The following is a 19,989-nucleotide window of genomic DNA, read 5'->3' as shown; positions in this document are numbered from 1 at the left end:
CGACGATGGATTCCCAGACCTCACAGTCATCCCAGGCATCACAGTCACCTCACACGTTCCAGGTCGACCTGCGCGGTCTGGTGGACCTGCTCTCCCATCACCTCTACTCCAGCCCCAAGGTCTATCTGCGCGAACTGCTGCAGAACGCCGTGGACGCGATCACCGCCCGCCGGGCCGAGCAGCCCGACTCCCCCGCTCTGGTGCGGCTGTACGCCGACGGGGGCACCCTGCGCGTCGAGGACTCCGGCGTCGGGCTCACCGAGGCGGACGTGCACAGCCTCCTCGCGACGATCGGCCGTAGCTCCAAGCGCGCCGACGGGCTCCAGGAGGTCCGCTCCGATTTTCTCGGGCAGTTCGGCATCGGGCTGCTGGCCTGTTTCGTGGTCGCCGAGCGGATCCGGGTCGTCAGCCGCAGCGCCCGTACGCCCCACGCGCCGCCCGTGGAGTGGACGGCGACGGACGACGGCTCCTACACCGTGCGGACGCTGCCCGCCACCGAGCATCCCGAACCGGGCACCACCGTGCACCTGGTGGCGCGCGCCGGGGCCGGCGAGTGGCTCACCAAGGAGCGGGTCCTGGCGCTGGCGCGGGACTTCGGGGCGCTGCTGCCGTACGACGTGCGGGTGGACGGTGAGGCGATCACCGATCTGCCGGCGCCCTGGGACCGGCCGTATCCGAGTCCCGGCGCGCGCAGGGTGGCGCTGGCCCGGCACTGTCACGAGCTGTTCGGGTTCACGCCGTTGGACTCGATCGAGCTGTCCGTGCCGCTCGCCGGGATCCGCGGGGTCGCCTATGTGCTGCCGTCGGCGGTGAGCCCGGCGCAGCGCGCCACGCACCGGGTGCATCTCAAGGGCATGCTGCTGACCGAGCGGGCCGAACAGCTGCTGCCCGACTGGGCATTCTTCGTGCGCTGTGTGCTGGACACGGACAGTCTGCGGCCCACGGCCTCGCGCGAGTCGCTGTACGAGGACGAGACGCTGGCCGCCGTACGGGAGGCGCTCGGGGAAAGGATTCGCTCCTGGCTGACCGGGCTGGCGGGCGGTGATCCGGAGCGGCTGGCCGCGTTCCTGTCGGTGCACCACCTGGGGGTGAAGTCCCTGGCGCGGCACGACCCGGAGATGCTGCGCACGATGCTGCCGTGGCTGCCGTTCGAGACGACCGACGGACGGGTCTCCCTGGAGGAGTTCGCGCAGCGGCACCCGGTGGTGCACTTCACGCGGACGGTCGAGGAGTACCGGCAGGTCGCCCCGATCGCGTCCGCGCAGGGCATCGGGGTGATCAACGGGGGCTACACCTACGACGGCGAGCTGGTCGAGGCGCTGCCGTCGGTGCGCCCGGGGACGGTGGTCGCCGAGCTGGACTCGGACACCGTGACCGCGCACCTGGACTCGGTCGACCCGGCCGAGGAGCTGGCGCTGGCGGACTTCCTGGCCGCCGCGCGGGCCAAACTGGACCCCCTGGGCTGTGATGTGGTCCTCCGGGCGTTCCATCCGCTGTCGGTGCCCGCGCTGCACCTGGACGACCGCTCGGCCCGGCACGAGCAGGCCCGCGCGGAGGCCGAGGAGCAGGCCGACGACCTGTGGGCGGGCATTCTCGGCTCGCTGCGGGGCAGCGCTCCACGCGCGCGGCTCGTGCTCAACCATCTCAACCCGCTGATCCGGCGCATCAGTTCGCTCAAGGACCGGGACCTGATCGGGACGGCCACGGAGTCGCTCTACGGGCAGGCACTCCTGATGGCGCAGCGACCACTGCGCCCCGCCGACTCGGCACTGCTGAACCGGGCGTTCATCGGCCTCCTGGAGTGGGCCACACACGGGGAGGGCGACCACTGATGACAGGGATCACGGACTTCGACGCGCTGCGCCGGGCGATGGCCGAGAACTCCGAGGAGCCGGAGGGACCGGCCCGCAACGCGCGCGCGGAGCAACTGCTCGCCGAGGCCGAGAAGCTGGACATCCCGCTCGCGGTGATCGAGGCGCTCGGGCACCAGCTGAAGGTCTACAACTACAGCTCCGAGAAGGACAAGATGTTCGTCCCCTTCGCGCGCCTGCTGCGCATGTGGGACGAACGGCCCGAGGACTTCGACGAGTACGAGATCCACTCGCTGCACTGGGTCTTCAAGTGGATGTCGTCCGGGATGCTCGGCCAGCCGCACATCCCGCTCGCGTCGATCGAGAAGTGGCTCGCCGAGATGGAGCACCGCTACCGGCTGGCCGGGCACTCCGAACGGGCGGTGCGCAGCGCGGAGTTCAGCGTCGCCTCGCACGTCGGGGACCTGGCGCGGGCCGAGCGGGCATACGCGGCGTGGCTGGCCGCCGACCGGGACACCATGGCCGACTGCCACGCGTGCGAGCTGCACAGCCAGGGCGAGTGGCAGGCCGAGCGCGGGCGGGACGCCGAGGCCCTCGACCTGTGGGGTCCGGTCCTGGAGGGCGAGTTCACCTGCGCCCACGAACCGCACACCGTCCTCGCGTCCTCCCTGGCCCCGCTGCTGCGCCTGGGGCGGACCGACGAGGCGCGCGCCCACCACCTGCGGGGTTTCCGGCTCGTACGGCCCATGGAGAGCATGCGGGGCGCGTACGCGGACCATGTGGAGTTCTGCGCGCTGAGCGGCAACGAGGCACGCGGTCTGGAGCTGCTGGCGGAGCGGCCGGCGTACTTCACGGACTCCGGGAACCCGCGCAGCGGGCTGGAGTTCCTGTCCGTGGTCACGCTGCTGATGGACCGGCTGACGGAGCTGGGGCTCGGCGACCAGCGGGTGCCGGGACCGGTCGGCCGGCCCTGGACGGCACGTGAACTCGCCGCCCACGCGCGCGTGGAGACCCTCGCGCTGGCCGCCCGCTTCGACGAGCGCAACGGCACGACCCATGTCGGCGACCGGGCCCGCGCGCGGATGGGTCAGCGTCCCCTGGTGGAACGGCTGCCCCTGGGAGTGCGTTCGGCGGGCCGGCCGACCGCGGCACCGGTGACCGTCCCCGCCCCCGAACCGGCCCCGGAGAAGGACCTCCCCGCGCTGCTCGCGGAGGCGCGGCGACTGTCGGACACACTGCAACCGCACGCCGTGGAGGCCTGGTTGACGGTCGCGCGGGCCGCAGAGGGCGTCGAGCTGGCCGCCCTCGACCGCGCGGAGATCGCCGACCACCAGGCGATGGACCGGGGCCCCGAGGGCGTCGCCCTGTTCGAGCGCGCGGCCGAGCTGTACGCGGAGGCGGGCGACCCCGGGGAGGCGTGGGCGGCACGCGCGCGTGGGGTGTACGTACGCGCTCTCACGGGCGAGCTGGACGAGGCCCTCGCGGCGATCGCCGAGCCGTACGACGGGGTGCTCGCCCTGTACGCCGAGGGCGCCACGGGCGTACGGCAGACGGCGGGTGTGCTGATGAGCCGGGCGCGTGTCCTGATGCGGGCCGTGCACGAGGATCCCTCGGGCGACTCCCCCGACGGCGAGGTCCTGGCCGCCGCCGAGGCCGCCGTCCGGGAGGTGCTGGCCCTGGTGGACGGGCGGCCCCTCCCGGGTGGCGAGGCCGATGTCCGGCTGGCCGCTCGGGGCGCCGAGGGGCAGGCGATGCTGGCCGAACTCGCGGTGCGGACCGGGGACTTGGAGACGGGCGTCCGGCTGTTCGCGAAGGCTTCGGCGGCTTTCGTGGAGGCGGGGCTGCCGTGGTTCGCGGTGGAGTACGAGGCCCGGCTGGCCGGGCTCGCCCATCAGCTCGGCGACATCGCGGAGACGGAGCGGGCGCTGCGGGCCGCCCTGGAGCACGGCGGGCCGTATCTGGAGGCGCCGGGGCGGGCGCAGCTGCACCTCCAGCTCGCCGAGGTGCTCGGCGGCCGGGGCCGGTCCCAGGAGGCGGCTGAACACGCCCTGGAGGCCGCGCACTGGTCCGACGAGGCGGGCGAGGGCCCGACGCTGGGCGCCTGGGCCCGGCACCAGCTGGGCGGCTTCCTGCTGCGTCAGGGCCGGTGGGCCGAGGCCGCGGAGGTGCTGGAGTCGGCGCTGCCCGACCTGACTGCCGAGACGCACGGCGACGGCGCGGTCGTACAGACGAAGTGGTGGCTCGGGGACTGTCTCAGCGAGCTGGGCGAGCACCGCGCGGCGGCCGAACGGCGGTTGCAGGCGGCCGAGATCGCCCGGCACTGGCCCGAGCAGCACGACCACGCGACGCTCGCCCATCTCGCCGCCGAGTCCCTGGGGCACGCGGAGCTGCACACCGAGGCGGACCAGGCGTACGCGCGCGCGGGCGACCTGTGGCGGTCACTGGGGAACGTGCACGGGCTCGTGCGGTCGCTGCGTGCCCGGGCCTGGCTGGCGTTGCGCGCCGACCAAGGGCTCGACAGCGCGCGGGAGTTGATGTCGGCCGCGATCGAGGAGTGCGAGGCGGCCCTGCTGGTCACGGACGACGAGGAGGCGCGGCAGCGGCTCACCGGTGAACTCGGCCACACGCACCGGCAGTTCGGCGAGCTGCTGGCCCGTTCGGTCGCCGAGGAGGCCGAGGACACCGCGATCCAGGGCGCGTTCGAGGACGCGCTGACGCAGACCGCGGAGGCCGTCGCCGTCTTCGCGGCTCTCGGGGAGGGCGCCGTGCACACCCGTACCGCCGCCGAACTCGCCGCGGGCTGGCTGGAGGCGGACCTCAGCCGTCCCGCGGACGCGGCGGCACGCGCGCGTGGCGTGCTGAAGGCCTACGAGGGTGCCGACGACGGCGACGAGACGGTACGGGCCCGTCGCGCCGAGGCGGAGCAGCTGCTCCAGCTGATGGAGGAGCAGAACGACGACAAGTAGTCCCTACTCGACGCCGATGAGCAGCAGGGCGCCCTGCCGGCCGCCCCGGTACACGACCGTGTCGACGGCGAGGTACGACTCGCGGACGTGGACCTCCAGGACGTCGGCGACGCTCTCTGGGGCCTCGTCGCCCAGGACGAGGGTGACGAGTTCGCCGCCCGCCGCGAGCATGCGGTCCAGGACGGCCCGCGCGGTGGCCGTGACATCGGCGCCGATCACCGCCACGTCGCCGTCGACGAGGCCCAGGACGTCCCCGGCCTGGCAGATGCCGGCCATGGTCCAGGACTGGCGTTCGGCGACGGCGACCTCCGCGTAGCGGGTCGCGCCGGCCGCCGAGGTCATCGAAACAACGTCCTCGTCGAAGCGGCGCTCGGGCTCGTGCACGGCGAGCGCGGCGATCCCCTGGACCGCGGAGCGCGTCGGGATCAGCGCGACCCGGATGCCCTCGGCCCGGGCCTGCTCGGCCGCTGCCGCCGCCGTGTGCCGCAGATCGGCGTCGTTGGGCAGCAGCACGACCTCACGCGCGTGTGCCCGCCGCAGAGCCGCGACCAGCTCCCCGCTGGCGGGCGGCTCCCCCGGGCGCGCGAGCACGGTGGTCGCGCCGGCCTCGCCGTAGAGCCCCGCCAGGCCCTCCCCCGGGACGACGGCGACGACGGCCCGCTGGGCGCGCTCCCGGGGCGGCCGTTCGGCGCCGGTGGTGTGGACGTCGCCGAGCCCGAAGTGGGTGATCCGGATGCGGTACGGCCGTCCGGCCTCGACGCCCGCCTCGACGGCGGCGCCGGCGTCGTCGACGTGCACATGGACGTTCCAGAGGCCGTCGCCGCCGACCACGACGAGCGAGTCGCCGAGGGCGTCGAGCCGGTCGCGCAGCCGCGTCACGGCCGTGTCCTCGGCCTCCAGGAGGTAGATCACCTCGTAGGCGGGCCCGCCCTCCTGGGCTGCCGTCGGGTCGTCCTCGCAGAGGAGAACGTCGTCGACCCCGGGAGCACCGACAGCCGAAACGTCCTCCACGCGTGCGTGCCCGACGAAGACCGGCGCCTCCCGTGTGAACGTCTCCACCAGCGCGGCCAGTACCGCCACCAGCCCCCGTCCGCCCGCGTCGACCACTCCCGCGCGCTCCAGGACGGCCAGTTGCCGCGGGGTCGCGGCCAGCGCCGCGCACGCCCCGTCGTAGGCGGCCCGTGCCACCGCCCCGCAGTCGCCCTCGGTGTCACCGGCCGAGTCGGCGGCCGCCGAGGCGACCGAGAGGACCGTGCCCTCGACCGGGTGGGCCACGGCCTGCCGGGCGGAGTCGGCCGCGTGCCGCAGCGCGAGCCGCAGTCCCTCCCCGTCCGTGTGAGCCGTCTCACCGTCGGCGGCGAGCACCTTGGCCATACCGCGCAGCAGCTGCGCGAGGATCGTCCCGGAATTGCCGCGCGCCCCTATGAGCGCCCCGTGGGCCATCGCCCCGGCGGCGTCGGCGAGCGGCGGCTTCTGCTCGGTGAGGGTGCCGTGCCCGGCGAACACCGCCTCGACGGCCGTGACCGCGGACTCCATGGTCAGGTAGAGGTTGGTGCCGGTGTCCCCGTCGGCCACGGGATACACGTTGATGGCGTCGATCTCCTCGCGCGCACGCCCCAGCGCGCGCAGCGCGAGACCGCACCAGGTACGCACCGCGAGAGCATCGAAGAATGTCTGCGGCACCTGCGGCACCTGCGCCTCCTTGAGCTGCTGGACTGGCACGCAGCGTAGACCCCGGAGGGGGCCGGGCCCGAGGAGGGCCGGAGCAGGCCCTCGACCAGGCATGGTAGTTTCGTTGAACCGGCGCAGTCGTTGTATGCTGCTCCGGTTGCCCGATCCCGATCGGGCCATCCCCCCTGGCAGTGCCACTTCAGATCCTAGATCCTGATCCCGGCATGCCGGGATCATCCGTAAGTGCATCTGTGCATCTGAAGTCTTTGGAGTGACCCGTGGCTGCCAACTGCGACGTCTGCGGCAAGGGGCCGGGCTTCGGCAACAACATCTCGCACTCGCACCGCCGTACGCCGCGTCGCTGGAACCCGAACATCCAGCGCGTTCGTACCGTGGTCGGCGGGACGCCGAAGCGCGTGAACGCTTGCACCTCGTGCATCAAGGCCGGCAAGGTCTCGCGCTGACGTACTGCTAGCGCGCGGCCACTGCTGGTTCGCTGCATCGAGCCGGTCCACCTCATGTGGGCCGGCTTTTTGCCGTGCCGTGTCAGAGGGCGGCCGACCGCAGCGCCCATCCATGATCCACCGGCCCGATCCCGCCCCCCAGCGCGAACCCCGCCGCGATCGCCCCGGTGACGTACTCCTTCGCCGCCGTCACCGCCTCCGGCACCGACCGCCCCTTGGCCAGCTCGGACGCGATCGCCGAGGCCAGCGTGCACCCCGTGCCGTGGGTGTGCCGGTTGTCGTAGCGGGGCGCGCGCAGCCAGTGCTCCTCGGTGCCGTCGGAAAGCAGGTCCACCGCGTCGCCGGACAGATGCCCGCCCTTGACGAGCACCCACCGCGGCCCGTACGCCAGCACGGCCGCCGCGGCCTCCCTCAACTGCTCCTCCGTCTCGACCCGCACACCGGTGAGCTGTGCCACCTCGTCGAGGTTAGGCGTCGCCACGGTCGCCACCGGAAGCAGCTTCGTCCGTACGGCGTCCAGCGCGGAGTCCGCCAGCAGCGAGTCCCCGTGCTTCGAGATGCCGACCGGGTCGACGACGGCAGGAGCGTCCGTCCCCGCGAGCAACTCCGCGACCGTCTCGACGAGTTCGGCCGACGCCAGCATGCCGGTCTTCACGGCCTGTACGCCGATGTCGTCGACGACGCTGCGGTACTGGGCGCGCACCGCCTCCGCCGGAAGTTCCCAAGCGCCCTGCACGCCAAGGGAGTTCTGCGCGGTGACGGCGGTGACGACGCTCATGCCGTGTACGCCGAGCGCCAGCATCGTCTTCAAGTCGGCCTGGATTCCGGCCCCTCCACCGGAGTCGGAGCCGGCGACCGTGAGGACGTTGGGCTTCACGACTCGATGTCCCCGAAGTGGTCCCAGCCGCCCTTGCTGGTCCACGGTGCCCCGTCGACCGTCACCTGGGGCAGCGCCGAGGGGTTGAGGACCTCGCCGATCACCTTCCAGCGGGCCGGCAGCTTCACGTCCGGGGCGAAGGTCGCCACGATCGCGTGGTCCTCTCCCCCGGTGAGCACCCACTGGATGGGGTCGACGCCGACGGCCTGCCCGATGTCGTGCATCTGGGTCGGGATGTCGATCGCGCCCGAGCGGATGTCGATCCGGACCTTGCTCGACTCGGCGATGTGCCCGAGGTCGGCGATCAGCCCGTCGCTGACGTCGCACATCGAGGTCGCCCCGAGCCCGGCCGCCGCCGGACCCGCGTGGTACGGCGGCTCGGGGCGCCGGTGCGCCTCCACGAACGCGCGCGGCGAGCGGAAGCCCCGCGACAGCACCGCGTACCCGGCCGCGGACCAGCCCAGCCAGCCGGTCACCGCCACCACGTCACCGGGCTGCGCGCCGGCCCGGGTGACCGGCTCCCGGCCGCGCAGATCGCCGAGCGCCGTGATCGACACCATGATCGTGTCGCCTCGTACGACATCGCCGCCGACCACCGAGGCGCCCGCGACCTGGCACTCGTCGCGCAGGCCGTCCATGAGCTCCATGGGCCAGGTGACCGGGAGTTCGGCCGGCACGACCAGGCCGAGGAGCAGCGCGGTCGGTACGGCGCCCATCGCGGCGATGTCCGCGAGGTTCTGTGCGGCGGCCTTGCGTCCGACGTCGTAGGCGGTGGACCAGTCGCGGCGGAAGTGCCGCCCCTCCAGCAGGATGTCGGTGCTCGCCACGACCCTGCGGTCGGGCGCGGCGACGACCGCGGCGTCGTCGCCGGGGCCGACCCGGACCGAGGGAGTGGTGGTGAGCCGGGAAGTCAGCTCCCTGATGAGCCCGAACTCCCCCAACTCACCGACGGTGCCCTTCATCGTTCGTCCTCTTCTCGTGACGGCAGCGCCCGGTCGCGAGCCGTCGGTGTGCTCGGTACGGTCGAGGTGACCGTCAACTTCAGTCGTGCCCGTGCCCCGGCACGGGGACCCGGGGCTCCGCGGGTCTCCCCGTGGTGAGCGGCGACGCGATACCGTGGCGTTCCTTTTCCCCACATGATCCTCGTGGCCGCCCTGGAGGTTCCGTGGTACAGGCGTACATCCTGATCCAGACGGAGGTCGGCAAGGCGTCGACCGTCGCCGACACGATCAGCAAGATTCCCGGAGTGATCCAGGCCGAGGACGTGACAGGACCGTACGACGTGATCGTGCGCGCCCAGGCCGACACCGTCGACGATCTCGGCCGCATGGTGGTCGCCAAAGTCCAGCAAGTGGACGGCATCACCCGCACCCTGACCTGCCCGGTGGTGCATCTGTAGCCCCCGTCTACCCTTGGCCGGTGAACTCTCTCCGTCACCGGCGCCGTTCTGTCATCGGGCTGTCCGTGCTCGCCCCGCTGATCGCCCTCGCGGGCTGTTCCTCGGCAGACGACAGCGCGTCGGCGGCGGTTCCCTCACCGGGCGCGAAGGTCACCGGGCTGTGCCGGAATCTGGACAAGGTGCTGCCGTCGAAGGTCGACGGCCAGGGCCGCCGGGATCCCGAGCCCGCGTCCGCGCTGACCGCGGGCTGGGGGAACCCGGCGATCATACTGCGCTGCGGTGTCGTGAGACCCGCGAAGATGAACGACCCGGAGGCCGACGGCGTCGAGGTGAACGGGGTCGGCTGGCTGCTGCAGAAGCAGAACGACGGCTCGTTCCGGTTCACCACGACGCTGCGCAAGGCCTATGTCGAGGTGACCATCCCGAAGGACCGCACCGGGGACGGACTGGCGCCCCTGGTCGACCTGGCGAAGTCCGTGCAGAAGGCGATCCCCGCGGGGATCGCCGACTAGCTCAGCGGAGTCCCGTGGACCGGCGCAGCGCGGCCTGCACCAGGAGGTCGACCAGCTCCCCGTAGGGGACGCCGCTGGCCTCCCACATCTTCGGGTACATCGAGATCGGCGTGAATCCGGGCATCGTGTTGATCTCGTTGATGACGAACTCGCCGTCCTCCGTGAGGAAGAAGTCCGCCCGCACCAGCCCCTCGCAGGAGGCCGCGTCGAAGGCGTCCACCGCGAGCTTCTGGACCTCGGCGGTCTCCTCGGGCGTCAGCGGGGCGGGCACGATGCCGGGGGTCGAGTCGATGTACTTCGCCTCGAAGTCGTAGTACGCGTGCTCCTGGGGCGGCGGGATCTCGGCCGGCACGCTGGCCCGCGGCCCGTCCTCGAACTCCAGCACCCCGCACTCGATCTCGCGTCCGCGCAGCGCGGCCTCCACGAGGATCTTCGGGTCGTGCCGCTGCGCCTCCTCGATCGCCTCGTCGAGTCCGGCCAGATCGTCGACCTTGGTGATGCCGATCGACGAACCCGCGCGCGCGGGCTTCACGAACAGCGGCCAGCCGTGCTCACCGGCGAAGTCGACGATCTTCTTGCGGGCTGCGGACTGGTCCCGCGCCCACTCGCGCGGCCGGATCACCACGTAGGGGCCGACCTTGAGGCCGAACGAGGTGAACACCCGCTTCATGTACTCCTTGTCCTGGCCGACGGCCGAGGCGAGCACACCCGCGCCCACGTACGGCACACCGGACAGCTCCAGGAGTCCCTGGAGGGTGCCGTCCTCGCCGTAGGGGCCATGCAGGACGGGGAAGACGACGTCGACCTCGCCGAGGGCCTTGGGCACGGATCCCGGTTCGCTGATGACGACTTCGCGGTTTCCGGGGTCGAGCGGGAGCACCACTCCGCCCTCGCTCGACTCGGTGAGCTGGTCGACGTCCGGGGTACGGCGGTCCGTGATCGCCATGCGTTCCGGCGCGTCGGCGGTGAGGGCCCAGCGGCCTTCGCGGGTGATGCCGATCGGCAGGACGTCGTACTTGGTCCGGTCGATGGCCGCGAGGACGGCGCCGGCGGTGACCACGGAGATCCCGTGTTCGGAGCTGCGACCGCCGAACACGACGGCCACACGCGGCTTGCGAGGCGGCTGCTCAGGGCTCTGGGAGAGGTTCTCGGTGCTCATATCGCGATGAGAGTACCCGGTGGCCCTGCCGTTAGTCAGCGTCCGTTGACGGGCGGCGGTTCGAACAGCGCCCCCGAAGGGGCGCGGGGAACTGCGCGCCCAGCCACGACGGCGCCGCAGCCGCGCAACGACACAAAGCGGCACCCCCTGGGGAAGCTCTCAGCGTCGTTCCGGCTTCGCGCTGCGCGACATCAGCTCCTTGACCGCGACAACCGGCGACTTCCCCTCGTGCACGATCTCGAACACCGTCTCCGTGATCGGCATGTCGACACCGTGCCTGCGGGCCAAGTCCAGTACGGACTCACAGGACTTGACGCCCTCCGCGGTCTGCTTGGTGACCGCGATGGTCTCCTGGAGGGTCATGCCCTTGCCGAGGTTGGTGCCGAAGGTGTGGTTGCGGGACAGCGGCGAGGAGCAGGTCGCCACCAGGTCGCCGAGGCCGGCGAGTCCGGAGAAGGTGAGGGGGTCGGCACCCATCGCGATCCCGAGCCGGGTCGTCTCGACGAGCCCGCGGGTGATGAGCGAGCCCTTGGCGTTGTCACCGAGTCCCATGCCGTCCGCGATGCCGACGGCGAGCCCGATCACGTTCTTCACCGCGCCGCCGAGCTCGCAGCCCACGACGTCGGTGATGGTGTACGGCCTGAAGTACGGGGTGTGGCAGGCGGCTTGGAGCCGGCGGGCCACGGCCTCGTCGGTGCAGGCGACCACCGCGGCGGCCGGCATCCGGGAGGCGATCTCGCGCGCGAGGTTGGGCCCGGAGACCACCGCGATCCGGTCCCGGCCCACCTTGGCGACGTCCTCGATGACCTCGCTCATCCGCATGACGGAGCCGAGCTCGACGCCTTTCATGAGCGAGACGAGAACCGTGTCGGGCGCCAACAGGGGTGCCCAGTCGGCCAAGTTGGCGCGCAGCGTCTGCGAAGGGACCGACAGGACGGTGAAGTCGGCGTCGGCGGCGGCCTCGGCGGGGTCGGTGGTGGCCCGCAGGTTCTCCGGGAGTTCGACGCCCGGGAAGTAATCGGGGTTCGTACGCGTGGAGTTGATGGCCTCGACGACCTCCGCGCGACGTCCCCACAGCGTGACCTCGCACCCCGCGTCGGCGAGCACCATGCCGAAGGCAGTGCCCCATGAACCGGCGCTGAAAACGGCCGCCTTGACCGGCTTGCTCACGTGCCCTGCCCCTCTTCCTGCTCGACCTTCGGCTCGGTCGCCGACTCGGCCCTGGACTCCAACTGCTCGGTCTCCGCGGCCGTCCGGCGCCGCTGCTCGATCCGCTCGCGGCGCGGGTCGTAGGGCGTCTCGGGTGCCTTGGCGCCGCGGATCTGCTCCAACAGGCGTGTGATGTCGGCCATGATGACCTCGGTCGCCTCCTTGAGGAGGTCCGGGCTCATGTCCTTGCCGTAGAACCGCGTGAGGTCCACCGGCGGGCCCGCGAGCACATGGCTGGTCTTGCGCGGGAGGACGTGCAGCTTCTTGGCGTACGGCGGCAGCAGTTCGTTGGCGCCCCACTGGGCGACGGGAATCACCGGGCACTTGGTCTGCAGGGCCACGCGCGCGGCACCGGTCTTGCCGGTCATGGGCCACTGGTCGGGGTCCCGGGTGATGGTGCCCTCGGGATAGAACGCGACGCATTCACCGCGATCCACGGCGTCGATCGCGGCGCGGAAGGCGCTCAGCGCGTCGGTGGTCTCGCGATAGACGGGGATCTGTCCGGTGCCGCGCATCGCGGCGCCGACGAATCCCTTGCGGAAAAGCCCGCTCTTCGCCAGGAATCGCGGAACGCGCCCGGTGTTGTACTGAAAGTGAGCGTACGCGAGGGGATCCACGTGTGAATTGTGGTTCACCGCGGTGATAAATCCGCCCTCGGCCGGAATGTGTTCCATTCCACGCCAGTCCCGCTTGATCAGAACCAGCAGCGGCGGTTTGCAGAGGACCGCTGCGAAGCGGTACCAGAACCCGATTCTGCGGCGGGGCACGCGAACACCTTCCTCTAGGGCCTGGGGGGCCGCACAAGTGTCGCCCCAGGCCGACGGTCTGTCGAGAACACCGTACGCCCCGCCACCGACAACGCCAGGGGCCCCGGGTGACAATGGCCGCGACAAGAGAGGGACGGAACCCGCGTGCAGTGGACCTTGGTCATACCCCTGAAGTCTCTGGCGCGAGCCAAGACCAGGCTCTCGGACACGGCCGGCGACGGGCTGCGGCCGGGGCTCGCCCTCGCCTTCGCGCAGGACACCGTGGCGGCGGCGCTGGCCTGCCCGGCGGTCCGCGATGTGGCGGTCGTCACGGGCGACGCCCTGGCCGGCCGCGAACTGGCCGCGCTGGGCGCCCAGATCGTCGCGGACGAGCCGGGAGACGGTCTGAACGCCGCGCTGCGGCACGCGGCGACGGTCGTGCGGGTTTCCCGACCCGAAAGCGCGGTGGCGGCCCTGAACGCCGATCTGCCGGCCCTGCGCCCCTTGGAATTGGCCCGGGTCCTGGACGCGGCGGCGGAATTCCCGCGCGCTTTTCTCCCGGACGCCGCCGCAATCGGCACCACCTTGCTCACCGCGCGCGCGGGCCGTGAATTGCGCCCGGCATTCGGCACCGATTCCCGCGCCCGCCATCGCGCCTCCGGCGCGGCCGAACTCGCCCTGGACGCGGTGGATTCCGTACGGCAGGACGTGGACACCGGGGAGGATCTGCGGGCGGCGCTGACCCTGGGCGTGGGGACGCGCACGGCGGCGGCGGCCGCGGGACTGCTGATTCCGGGACGGCCGGGGGCCGCGGGCGGGCAGTAGGCTGCGGCCATGCAGGCGACCGCTTTCACCTACGACGCCGGGACCCGTACCGGCAGTGTGCTGCTCGACGACGGCACCCCGGTGCCCTTCGACGCCGACGCGTTCGACGCGGGCGGGCTGCGGCTGCTGCGGCCGGGACAGCGGGTGCGGATCGAGACCGAGGGGCCGAGGGACGGCCTCAGGGTCACACTGGTGACGCTGCAAACCTTCTGAACGCCCGTGCACGGGCCGTGAACACGCCGCGGGCCGGACTCCCAATGGGAGTCCGGCCCGGCGCGTGAGTGCCGTGCGTTCCGCCGACTAGCGGGTGGCGGTGGCCTTCTTGGCGGTGGTCTTGCGCGTGGTCGACTTCTTGGCCGGGGCCTTCTTCGCCGCGGCCTTCTTGGCGGTGCCGGTGGCCTTCTTGGCCGCCGTCTTCTTGGCCGTCGCCGTGGTCTTCTTGGCGGTCGCCTTCTTGGCCGTGGTCTTCTTGGCGGTGGCCGTCTTGGCCGCCGTCTTCTTCGCCACGGTCTTCTTGGCCACGGTCTTCTTCGCGGTGGCCGTCGCCCTCTTGGCGGTGGTCTTCTTGGCCGCGGCCTTCTTGACCGTCGCCGAAGCGGTGCCGCTCAGGCTGCCCTTGGGCGCCTTCTTGACGGCGACCTCGCCACCGCGCGGGAGCTTCTTCGAGCCGCTCACCAGGTCCTTGAAACCCTGGCCCGCGCGGAAGCGCGGAACGGAGGTCTTCTTGACCCGAACCCGCTCGCCCGTCTGGGGGTTGCGGGCGTAACGGGCCGGACGGTCGACCTTCTCGAACGAACCGAAGCCGGTGACCGAGACCCGGTCCCCACTGACGACGGCACGGACGATGGCGTCCAGTACCGCGTCGACCGCCTCGGCGGCCTGCTGACGGCCACCGACCTTGTCGGCAATCGCTTCTACGAGCTGCGCCTTGTTCACGTCTTCCCCTTCGGAGACATTGCCGGAACGAAAGTGTTCAGGCTTTTCCGCACGTTAGGCAGATATATACCGCAAATCAAACACGAAACGGGCTAATCACCCGTGCGCCGCAACGAACTCGACTGTCCTGGACTTGTTCAGCGTTCCTCTTCGGGGAATCGACCCGCGTCGAGGTCCGCCGTGAACCGGTCCAGTCGCCTTGTCGCGTCGGCGAGATCGTGCTTGGCCGCGGCCGTAATGACCAGCAGCTTCCGGGCCAGCGCCATCCGTACGCCCTCCGGGACTTGCAGTGCGCGCACCCTTGTGTGCGCTTCCTTGAGTTGGTCCGCGACTGCCGCATAGAGCTTGAGTTGGCCGTCGTGTTCCATGCACAGATTGTGCCATCTGGGGCGAGTTGTCGCCTGCGGGGGTCGCAACTGGTGCCTCGAACGGCCTGACGGAGCCCGGCGGCAGCCTTGGCTCAAAGCTGCGCCTACCCAGTCAACACCCTGTCTAACATGGGAAGTTGAGAGAAGCGTTGGCGGCGCGCGGGGCCGTTCGAGTGCAGACATGGCTGTACCCCCAATCGTGGCGATCGGGGGTACAGAGGGTGTCGCGGTGGCCGGATCTCGACCTGGTGCGGGGGTTGGGGTCAGACCTGGACCGTCCGCGGCTTGTACGAGGGGCGCTTGGCCTCGTACGCGGAGATGTCGCCCTCGTTCTGGAGGGTGATGGAGATGTCGTCCAGTCCGTTCAGCAGCCGCCAGCGGGCGTTCTCGTCGAGTTCGAAGGCGGCGGTGATGCCCTCGGCGCGCACCTCACGGGCCTCCAGGTCGACCGTGATCTCGGCCTGCGGGTCGTTCTCGGTGAGTTCCTGCAGCGCGTCCACGATCTTCTGCTCCAGAACGACCGTGAGCAGGCCGTTCTTCAGCGAGTTGCCGCGGAAGATGTCGGCGAAGCGGGAGGAGATGACGGCCTTGAAGCCGTAGTTCTGCAGCGCCCACACGGCGTGCTCGCGGGAGGAGCCGGTGCCGAAGTCGGGTCCGGCCACCAGGACCGTCGCGCCCTTGCGCTCGGGGCGGTTGAGGATGAAGTTCTCATCCTTGCGCCAGGCCTCGAAGAGCCCGTCCTCGAACCCGTCCCTGGTCACCTTCTTGAGCCAGTGGGCGGGGATGATCTGGTCGGTGTCCACGTTGCTGCGGCGCAGCGGGACGGCCCGGCCGGTGTGCGTGGTGAATGCTTCCATGACTCTCAGACTCCAGCGGACACAGGGGCGTCGGACAGATCGGCGGGCGAGGCCAGGTGGCCCAGCACGGCGGTCGCGGCGGCGACCTGCGGCGAGACCAGGTGCGTACGGCCGCCCTTGCCCTGCCTGCCCTCGAAGTTGCGGTTGGAGGTGGACGCGGAACGCTCACCGGGCGCCAGTTGGTCCGGGTTCATGCCCAGACACATCGAGCAGCCCGCGTGCCGCCATTCGGCGCCGGCCTCCTTGAAGACGACATCCAGGCCCTCGGAGACGGCCTGGAGACCGACCCGCGCGGAGCCCGGGACGACCAGCATCCGTACGCCGTCGGCGACTTTGCGGCCCTCGACGATCGCGGCGGCGGCCCGCAGGTCCTCGATACGGCCGTTGGTGCAGGAACCTACGAAGACGGTGTCGACCTTGATGTCGCGCAGCGGCTGGCCGGCCTCCAACCCCATGTATTCCAGGGCCTTTTCGGCGGCGAGGCGCTCCGAAGCGTCTTCGTACGAAGCCGGGTCGGGGACGGACGCCGAAAGCGGCGCGCCCTGACCGGGGTTGGTGCCCCAGGTGACGAACGGCGCCAGCGAGGGACCGTCGATGACGACCTCGGCGTCGAATTCGGCGTCGTCGTCGGTCTTCAGGGTCTTCCAGTACGCGACGGCGGCGTCCCAGTCCTCGCCCTCGGGGGCGTGGGCGCGGCCCTTGATGTACGCGAAGGTGGTCTCGTCGGGGGCGATCATGCCCGCGCGGGCACCGGCCTCGATCGACATGTTGCAGATGGTCATGCGGGCTTCCATCGAGAGCTTCTCGATGGCGGAGCCGCGGTATTCGAGGATGTAGCCCTGGCCGCCGCCGGTGCCGATCTTCGCGATGATGGCGAGGATCAGGTCCTTGGCGGTGACACCGTCGGGCAGTTCGCCGTCGACGGTGATGGCCATGGTCTTCGGGCGGGCCAGCGGCAGCGTCTGCGTCGCCAGCACGTGCTCCACCTGGGAGGTGCCGATGCCGAACGCCAGCGCGCCGAAGGCGCCGTGGGTGGAGGTGTGGGAGTCACCGCACACGACGGTCGTACCGGGCTGGGTCAGACCCAGCTGCGGTCCTACGACGTGGACGACACCCTGCTCGACATCGCCCAGGGAGTGCAGGCGCACGCCGAAGTCGGCGCAGTTCTTGCGCAGCGTCTCCAGCTGGGCCCGGGAGACCGGGTCCGCGATGGGCTTGTCGATGTCGAGGGTCGGGGTGTTGTGATCCTCGGTGGCGATGGTGAGGTCGAGGCGCCGCACGGGACGCCCGGCCTGGCGGAGCCCGTCGAAGGCCTGCGGGCTGGTCACCTCGTGCAGCAGGTGCAGATCGATGAAGAGGAGGTCGGGCTCGCCCTGGGCGCGCCGGACGACATGGTCGTCCCAGACCTTCTCCGCGAGTGTCCTACCCATCGCTTTCCCTCCGGCCGGCGAAACAGCGCCGGCCCAACTAGAGATCTTGAGGAGACGGCGCTCGCACCCCTGGTTCACGGGCAGCCGCCGCCTGGCCCGTTTGGAACGCGGGCCGCTGTGCCTACAAGAGTTGCGCGTCTCACGAAAAAAGGAACTTGCGTTTCACAGAGTGAGACGCGAGTATCGTTTCATGGACAACAGTAGCGGCGTCGGCGTCCTGGACAAGGCAGCCCTTGTCCTGGGCGCTCTGGAGTCCGGTCCGGCCACCCTCGCGGGTCTGGTCGCGGCGACCGGGCTGGCACGACCCACGGCACACCGGCTGGCCGTGGCCTTGGAACACCACCGTATGGTGGCGCGCGACATGCAGGGCCGTTTCATTCTCGGCCCCCGCCTCGCCGAGCTGGCCGCGGCCGCCGGCGAGGACCGACTGCTCGCCACGGCGGGCCCGGTGCTCACGCATCTGCGGGACATCACGGGCGAGAGCGCGCAGCTCTACCGCCGCCAGGGCGACATGCGCATCTGCGTGGCCGCGGCGGAACGCCTGTCCGGACTCCGGGACACGGTCCCGGTCGGCTCGACCCTCACCATGAAAGCCGGTTCCTCGGCCCAGATCCTGATGGCCTGGGAGGAGCCGGAGCGCCTGCACCGCGGCCTCCAGGGCGCCCGCTTCACGGCCACGGCCCTGTCGGGCGTACGGCGCCGGGGCTGGGCCCAGTCCATCGGCGAGCGCGAGCCGGGCGTCGCGTCCGTCTCCGCGCCCGTGCGCGGCCCCTCGAACCGCGTGGTGGCCGCGGTGTCCGTCTCCGGTCCCATCGAGCGTCTGACGCGCCACCCGGGCCGTATGCACGCGCAGGCGGTCATCGACGCCGCCGCACGTCTCTCCGAGGCGCTGCGCCGCACCGGCTGATCCACCCGGAACACCTCAAGGAGGGCCTGCCTCAACGCCGCGGCAGGCCCTTCGTCATGTCCAGCGATATTCGCCGTCGTTTCGGTGCCGCGCCGTCGTGGCTGGTCGCGCAGTTCCCCGCGCCCCTTCGGGGCGCTGCCCACCTAGTCGGACGCCACACTCCCCGACCGGTAAGCGAACCGGTCCTTCGCCCGCCTCCCCCGCCGCTCCACCGGCACCTGTCCGTGCGCCGCCGCGAGGCCGAAGGGCGGCATGTCGGCGTAGATCGCCTCGTACGAGCCCTCGGGCACCACATAGCTCTCGTGCCACAGGCCGACGTGTCCGCGCACCTTCCCCGCCTTCTCCTTGCGGTTGATGATCGCCCACGCCTTGTGGTGGAACATGTCGGGCGAACTCGCGTACTTGTAGAGCTTCTCCTTGGACTCCCAGTACTGGACGACGTAGTACGTCCGCGGGGACGCCGTCAGCAGTACGTGTCCGAGCAGTCCGCGGCTCTTGTCCTTCCCCAACTCCCGCAGCATGCGCGGCATCGCGAGGAACACCGGCACCCAGTGGTGCACGGCCCAGAAGCGGTTGATGCGCATGCCGATCAGCAGGACCACCACCTCCCCCTCGGCGGCAGCGGTGGTACGGCCGTTGACAGCCTTCGCGAACATGACTCCCCCTTGTTGGGTACCGGCACTATCCGATGACCCGTGTTTGGATAGTGCCGGTATCCGAGAAAGGGCGCAAGACATGCGGCTGTCCGAGTTGAGCGAGCGCAGCGGTGTGTCCATCGCGACGATCAAGTACTACCTGCGCGAAGGGCTGTTGAGCCCCGGCCGCCAGGTCAACACGACCACCGCCGAGTACAACGAGGAGCAGCTGCGCCGACTGCGTCTGGTGCGCGCGATGATCCAGGTCGGCCGGCTGCCGGTGGCCACGGTCCGCGAGGTGCTCGGCCATGTGGACGACGACTCTCTGGGCCGTACGATCCGGTTGGGCGCGGCACTTTGGGCGTTGCCGCAGGTTCCGGAGCCGGACGCGGAGGACGAGTACGTCCAGGCCGCGCACCGCGAGGTGGACAAACTCCTGGAGACGCTGGGCTGGTCCAACTCCCAGGCGCTGGTGACCATTTCGCCGTCGTACCGCTCACTGGTGGTGGCGGTGGCCGCACTTCGCCGGCTCGGGTACGACTGGCCCCCCGAACTGGTCGTGAACTACGCCAAGTTGATGCACCGGGCGGCCGTGCTCGACCTGGACTTCGTGGAGACGCATCCCTCGGAGGCCGAGAAGGTGGAGACGGCGGTGGCGGGTGCGATCTTCGTCGAGCCGGTGCTCCAGGCGCTGCACCGGCTGGCGCAGGAGGAGGAGTCGGCGCGGCGGTACGGCTTCGAGTGAGCCGGGCATGCGAACGGCCCCCCACCGAAGTGGAGGGCCGTTCGTCTGCGTACCCCCGACCGGATTCGAACCGGCGCTACTGCCGTGAGAGGGCAGCGTGCTAGGCCGCTACACAACGGGGGCCTAGATCATGCAGGCGTTTAAAACTACACAGCCGCAGATCAGAGCTGGTCTACCAGGACTCGAACCTAGAATGACGGTACCAGAAACCGTAGTGTTGCCAATTACACCATAGACCAAGGTATTTCAAGGTAAAACGTACCCCCGACCGGATTCGAACCGGCGCTACTGCCGTGAGAGGGCAGCGTGCTAGGCCGCTACACAACGGGGGCCCTAGCGATCCTGCATGGAGGGCGGCGGGTGCGACCCGGACCGCCTTCCTGGGAAGGATCTGTACCCCCGACCGGATTCGAACCGGCGCTACTGCCGTGAGAGGGCAGCGTGCTAGGCCGCTACACAACGGGGGCGTTGC

The 19,989-nt window shown here is 70.9% G+C and carries 20 protein-coding genes and 4 tRNA genes; 9 read left to right on the top strand and 15 right to left on the bottom strand.

All coding sequences use genetic code 11. The features are described 5' to 3' along the window. Nucleotides 1–5: 5 nt before the first annotated feature. Nucleotides 6–1,832: an HSP90 family protein gene (locus tag ACIBJH_RS14580; protein ID WP_399117175.1), complete on the top strand. Its 1,827-nt coding sequence runs from the start codon at nt 6–8 to the stop codon at nt 1,830–1,832. Further along, nucleotides 1,832–4,777 (top strand): tetratricopeptide repeat protein, encoded by a 2,946-nt coding sequence (locus tag ACIBJH_RS14575; RefSeq protein ID WP_399117174.1) that lies wholly within the window; start codon nt 1,832–1,834, stop codon nt 4,775–4,777. Before ACIBJH_RS14580 ends, ACIBJH_RS14575 begins: the two co-directional genes overlap by 1 nt. A gap of 3 nt (nt 4,778–4,780) precedes the next feature. Here the strand turns inward: ACIBJH_RS14575 and ACIBJH_RS14570 are convergent, their stop codons facing one another. Continuing rightward, nucleotides 4,781–6,469, bottom strand: coding sequence for a DAK2 domain-containing protein (locus ACIBJH_RS14570; protein ID WP_399117375.1), 1,689 nt, complete (start codon nt 6,467–6,469; stop codon nt 4,781–4,783). A gap of 257 nt (nt 6,470–6,726) precedes the next feature. On the opposite strand from ACIBJH_RS14570, the gene rpmB reads away from it, so the two are divergent. After that, nucleotides 6,727–6,912 (top strand): 50S ribosomal protein L28, encoded by a 186-nt coding sequence (rpmB, locus tag ACIBJH_RS14565; RefSeq protein WP_004924906.1) that lies wholly within the window; start codon nt 6,727–6,729, stop codon nt 6,910–6,912. Nucleotides 6,913–6,994: 82 nt separating this feature from the next. Here the strand turns inward: rpmB and thiD are convergent, their stop codons facing one another. Together thiD and ACIBJH_RS14555 are read right to left on the bottom strand one after the other, a co-directional pair. Next, nucleotides 6,995–7,789, bottom strand: a complete 795-nt coding sequence (thiD, locus tag ACIBJH_RS14560; protein ID WP_399117173.1) for a bifunctional hydroxymethylpyrimidine kinase/phosphomethylpyrimidine kinase — start codon at nt 7,787–7,789, stop codon at nt 6,995–6,997. Further along, nucleotides 7,786–8,751 (bottom strand): thiamine-phosphate kinase, encoded by a 966-nt coding sequence (locus ACIBJH_RS14555; RefSeq protein WP_019068733.1) that lies wholly within the window; start codon nt 8,749–8,751, stop codon nt 7,786–7,788. Before ACIBJH_RS14555 ends, thiD begins: the two co-directional genes overlap by 4 nt. Before the next feature lie 203 nt (nt 8,752–8,954). Here ACIBJH_RS14555 and ACIBJH_RS14550 point away from each other — a divergent pair, with 203 nt between their 5' ends. Together ACIBJH_RS14550 and ACIBJH_RS14545 are read left to right on the top strand one after the other, a co-directional pair. Next, nucleotides 8,955–9,188 carry an Lrp/AsnC family transcriptional regulator gene (locus ACIBJH_RS14550; protein WP_019068732.1) on the top strand — a complete coding sequence of 78 codons (234 nt, stop codon included), beginning with the start codon at nt 8,955–8,957 and terminating at the stop codon, nt 9,186–9,188. A 20-nt stretch (nt 9,189–9,208) separates the two neighbouring features. Continuing rightward, the gene (locus ACIBJH_RS14545) at nt 9,209–9,700 is read left to right on the top strand and encodes a DUF3515 domain-containing protein (RefSeq protein ID WP_399117172.1); all 492 of its coding nucleotides are present in this window, start codon (nt 9,209–9,211) and stop codon (nt 9,698–9,700) included. Between the two features lies 1 nt (nt 9,701). On the opposite strand, the gene ACIBJH_RS14540 is transcribed toward ACIBJH_RS14545, so the two are convergent. The 3 genes from ACIBJH_RS14540 to ACIBJH_RS14530 form a co-directional block, all read right to left on the bottom strand. After that, a complete protein-coding gene (locus ACIBJH_RS14540) occupies nt 9,702–10,859 on the bottom strand; it encodes a D-alanine--D-alanine ligase family protein (RefSeq protein ID WP_399117171.1) in 1,158 nt (385 codons plus the stop codon). Nucleotides 10,860–11,018: 159 nt separating this feature from the next. Beyond that, nucleotides 11,019–12,029, bottom strand: coding sequence for an NAD(P)H-dependent glycerol-3-phosphate dehydrogenase (locus tag ACIBJH_RS14535; protein ID WP_399117170.1), 1,011 nt, complete (start codon nt 12,027–12,029; stop codon nt 11,019–11,021). Then, nucleotides 12,026–12,835 carry a lysophospholipid acyltransferase family protein gene (locus ACIBJH_RS14530; protein WP_399117169.1) on the bottom strand — a complete coding sequence of 270 codons (810 nt, stop codon included), beginning with the start codon at nt 12,833–12,835 and terminating at the stop codon, nt 12,026–12,028. The genes ACIBJH_RS14535 and ACIBJH_RS14530 overlap by 4 nt, the downstream gene beginning before the upstream one ends. A 144-nt stretch (nt 12,836–12,979) precedes the next feature. Between ACIBJH_RS14530 and cofC the strand changes: the two genes are divergently transcribed. Together cofC and ACIBJH_RS14520 are read left to right on the top strand one after the other, a co-directional pair. Next, entirely contained in the window at nt 12,980–13,639 is a 660-nt protein-coding gene (cofC, locus tag ACIBJH_RS14525; protein WP_399117168.1) for a 2-phospho-L-lactate guanylyltransferase, read from the top strand. Between the two features lie 9 nt (nt 13,640–13,648). Continuing rightward, nucleotides 13,649–13,852, top strand: coding sequence for a hypothetical protein (locus ACIBJH_RS14520; RefSeq protein WP_399117167.1), 204 nt, complete (start codon nt 13,649–13,651; stop codon nt 13,850–13,852). An 87-nt stretch (nt 13,853–13,939) separates the two neighbouring features. Here the strand turns inward: ACIBJH_RS14520 and ACIBJH_RS14515 are convergent, their stop codons facing one another. The 4 genes from ACIBJH_RS14515 to leuC form a co-directional block, all read right to left on the bottom strand. Then, nucleotides 13,940–14,575 carry an HU family DNA-binding protein gene (locus ACIBJH_RS14515; RefSeq protein ID WP_359609289.1) on the bottom strand — a complete coding sequence of 212 codons (636 nt, stop codon included), beginning with the start codon at nt 14,573–14,575 and terminating at the stop codon, nt 13,940–13,942. 137 nt (nt 14,576–14,712) lie between these two features. Continuing rightward, nucleotides 14,713–14,943, bottom strand: a complete 231-nt coding sequence (locus ACIBJH_RS14510) for a hypothetical protein (protein ID WP_019068724.1) — start codon at nt 14,941–14,943, stop codon at nt 14,713–14,715. A gap of 263 nt (nt 14,944–15,206) precedes the next feature. Continuing rightward, nucleotides 15,207–15,800, bottom strand: a complete 594-nt coding sequence (gene leuD, locus ACIBJH_RS14505) for a 3-isopropylmalate dehydratase small subunit (protein WP_200713349.1) — start codon at nt 15,798–15,800, stop codon at nt 15,207–15,209. 5 nt (nt 15,801–15,805) lie between these two features. Continuing rightward, nucleotides 15,806–17,230, bottom strand: coding sequence for a 3-isopropylmalate dehydratase large subunit (leuC, locus tag ACIBJH_RS14500; RefSeq protein WP_399117166.1), 1,425 nt, complete (start codon nt 17,228–17,230; stop codon nt 15,806–15,808). Nucleotides 17,231–17,420: 190 nt separating this feature from the next. On the opposite strand from leuC, the gene ndgR reads away from it, so the two are divergent. After that, nucleotides 17,421–18,137 carry an IclR family transcriptional regulator NdgR gene (ndgR, locus tag ACIBJH_RS14495; protein WP_019068721.1) on the top strand — a complete coding sequence of 239 codons (717 nt, stop codon included), beginning with the start codon at nt 17,421–17,423 and terminating at the stop codon, nt 18,135–18,137. 143 nt (nt 18,138–18,280) lie between these two features. Here ndgR and ACIBJH_RS14490 read toward each other — a convergent pair whose 3' ends face one another. Continuing rightward, complete coding sequence (locus ACIBJH_RS14490; protein WP_399117165.1) at nt 18,281–18,793, bottom strand: DUF4188 domain-containing protein; 513 nt, start codon at nt 18,791–18,793, stop codon at nt 18,281–18,283. A gap of 79 nt (nt 18,794–18,872) precedes the next feature. Between ACIBJH_RS14490 and ACIBJH_RS14485 the strand changes: the two genes are divergently transcribed. Next, a complete protein-coding gene (locus tag ACIBJH_RS14485) occupies nt 18,873–19,517 on the top strand; it encodes a MerR family transcriptional regulator (RefSeq protein WP_399117164.1) in 645 nt (214 codons plus the stop codon). Between the two features lie 50 nt (nt 19,518–19,567). Here ACIBJH_RS14485 and ACIBJH_RS14480 read toward each other — a convergent pair. From ACIBJH_RS14480 to ACIBJH_RS14465, 4 genes are all read right to left on the bottom strand, one after another. Beyond that, nucleotides 19,568–19,640 (bottom strand) — tRNA-Glu (locus ACIBJH_RS14480). Between the two features lie 44 nt (nt 19,641–19,684). Further along, a tRNA-Gln gene (locus ACIBJH_RS14475) sits at nt 19,685–19,756 on the bottom strand. A gap of 20 nt (nt 19,757–19,776) precedes the next feature. Further along, a tRNA-Glu gene (locus ACIBJH_RS14470) sits at nt 19,777–19,849 on the bottom strand. A gap of 62 nt (nt 19,850–19,911) precedes the next feature. Continuing rightward, nucleotides 19,912–19,984: transfer RNA gene (locus ACIBJH_RS14465), tRNA-Glu, on the bottom strand. Between the last annotated feature and the right edge of the window lie 5 nt (nt 19,985–19,989).

This window comes from Streptomyces sp. NPDC050548 (assembly GCF_044457385.1).
GTDB lineage: Bacteria > Actinomycetota > Actinomycetes > Streptomycetales > Streptomycetaceae > Streptomyces.
The sequence above is the reverse complement of the archived record's forward strand: the minus strand, read 5'-3'. Positions and strand labels throughout refer to the sequence as shown.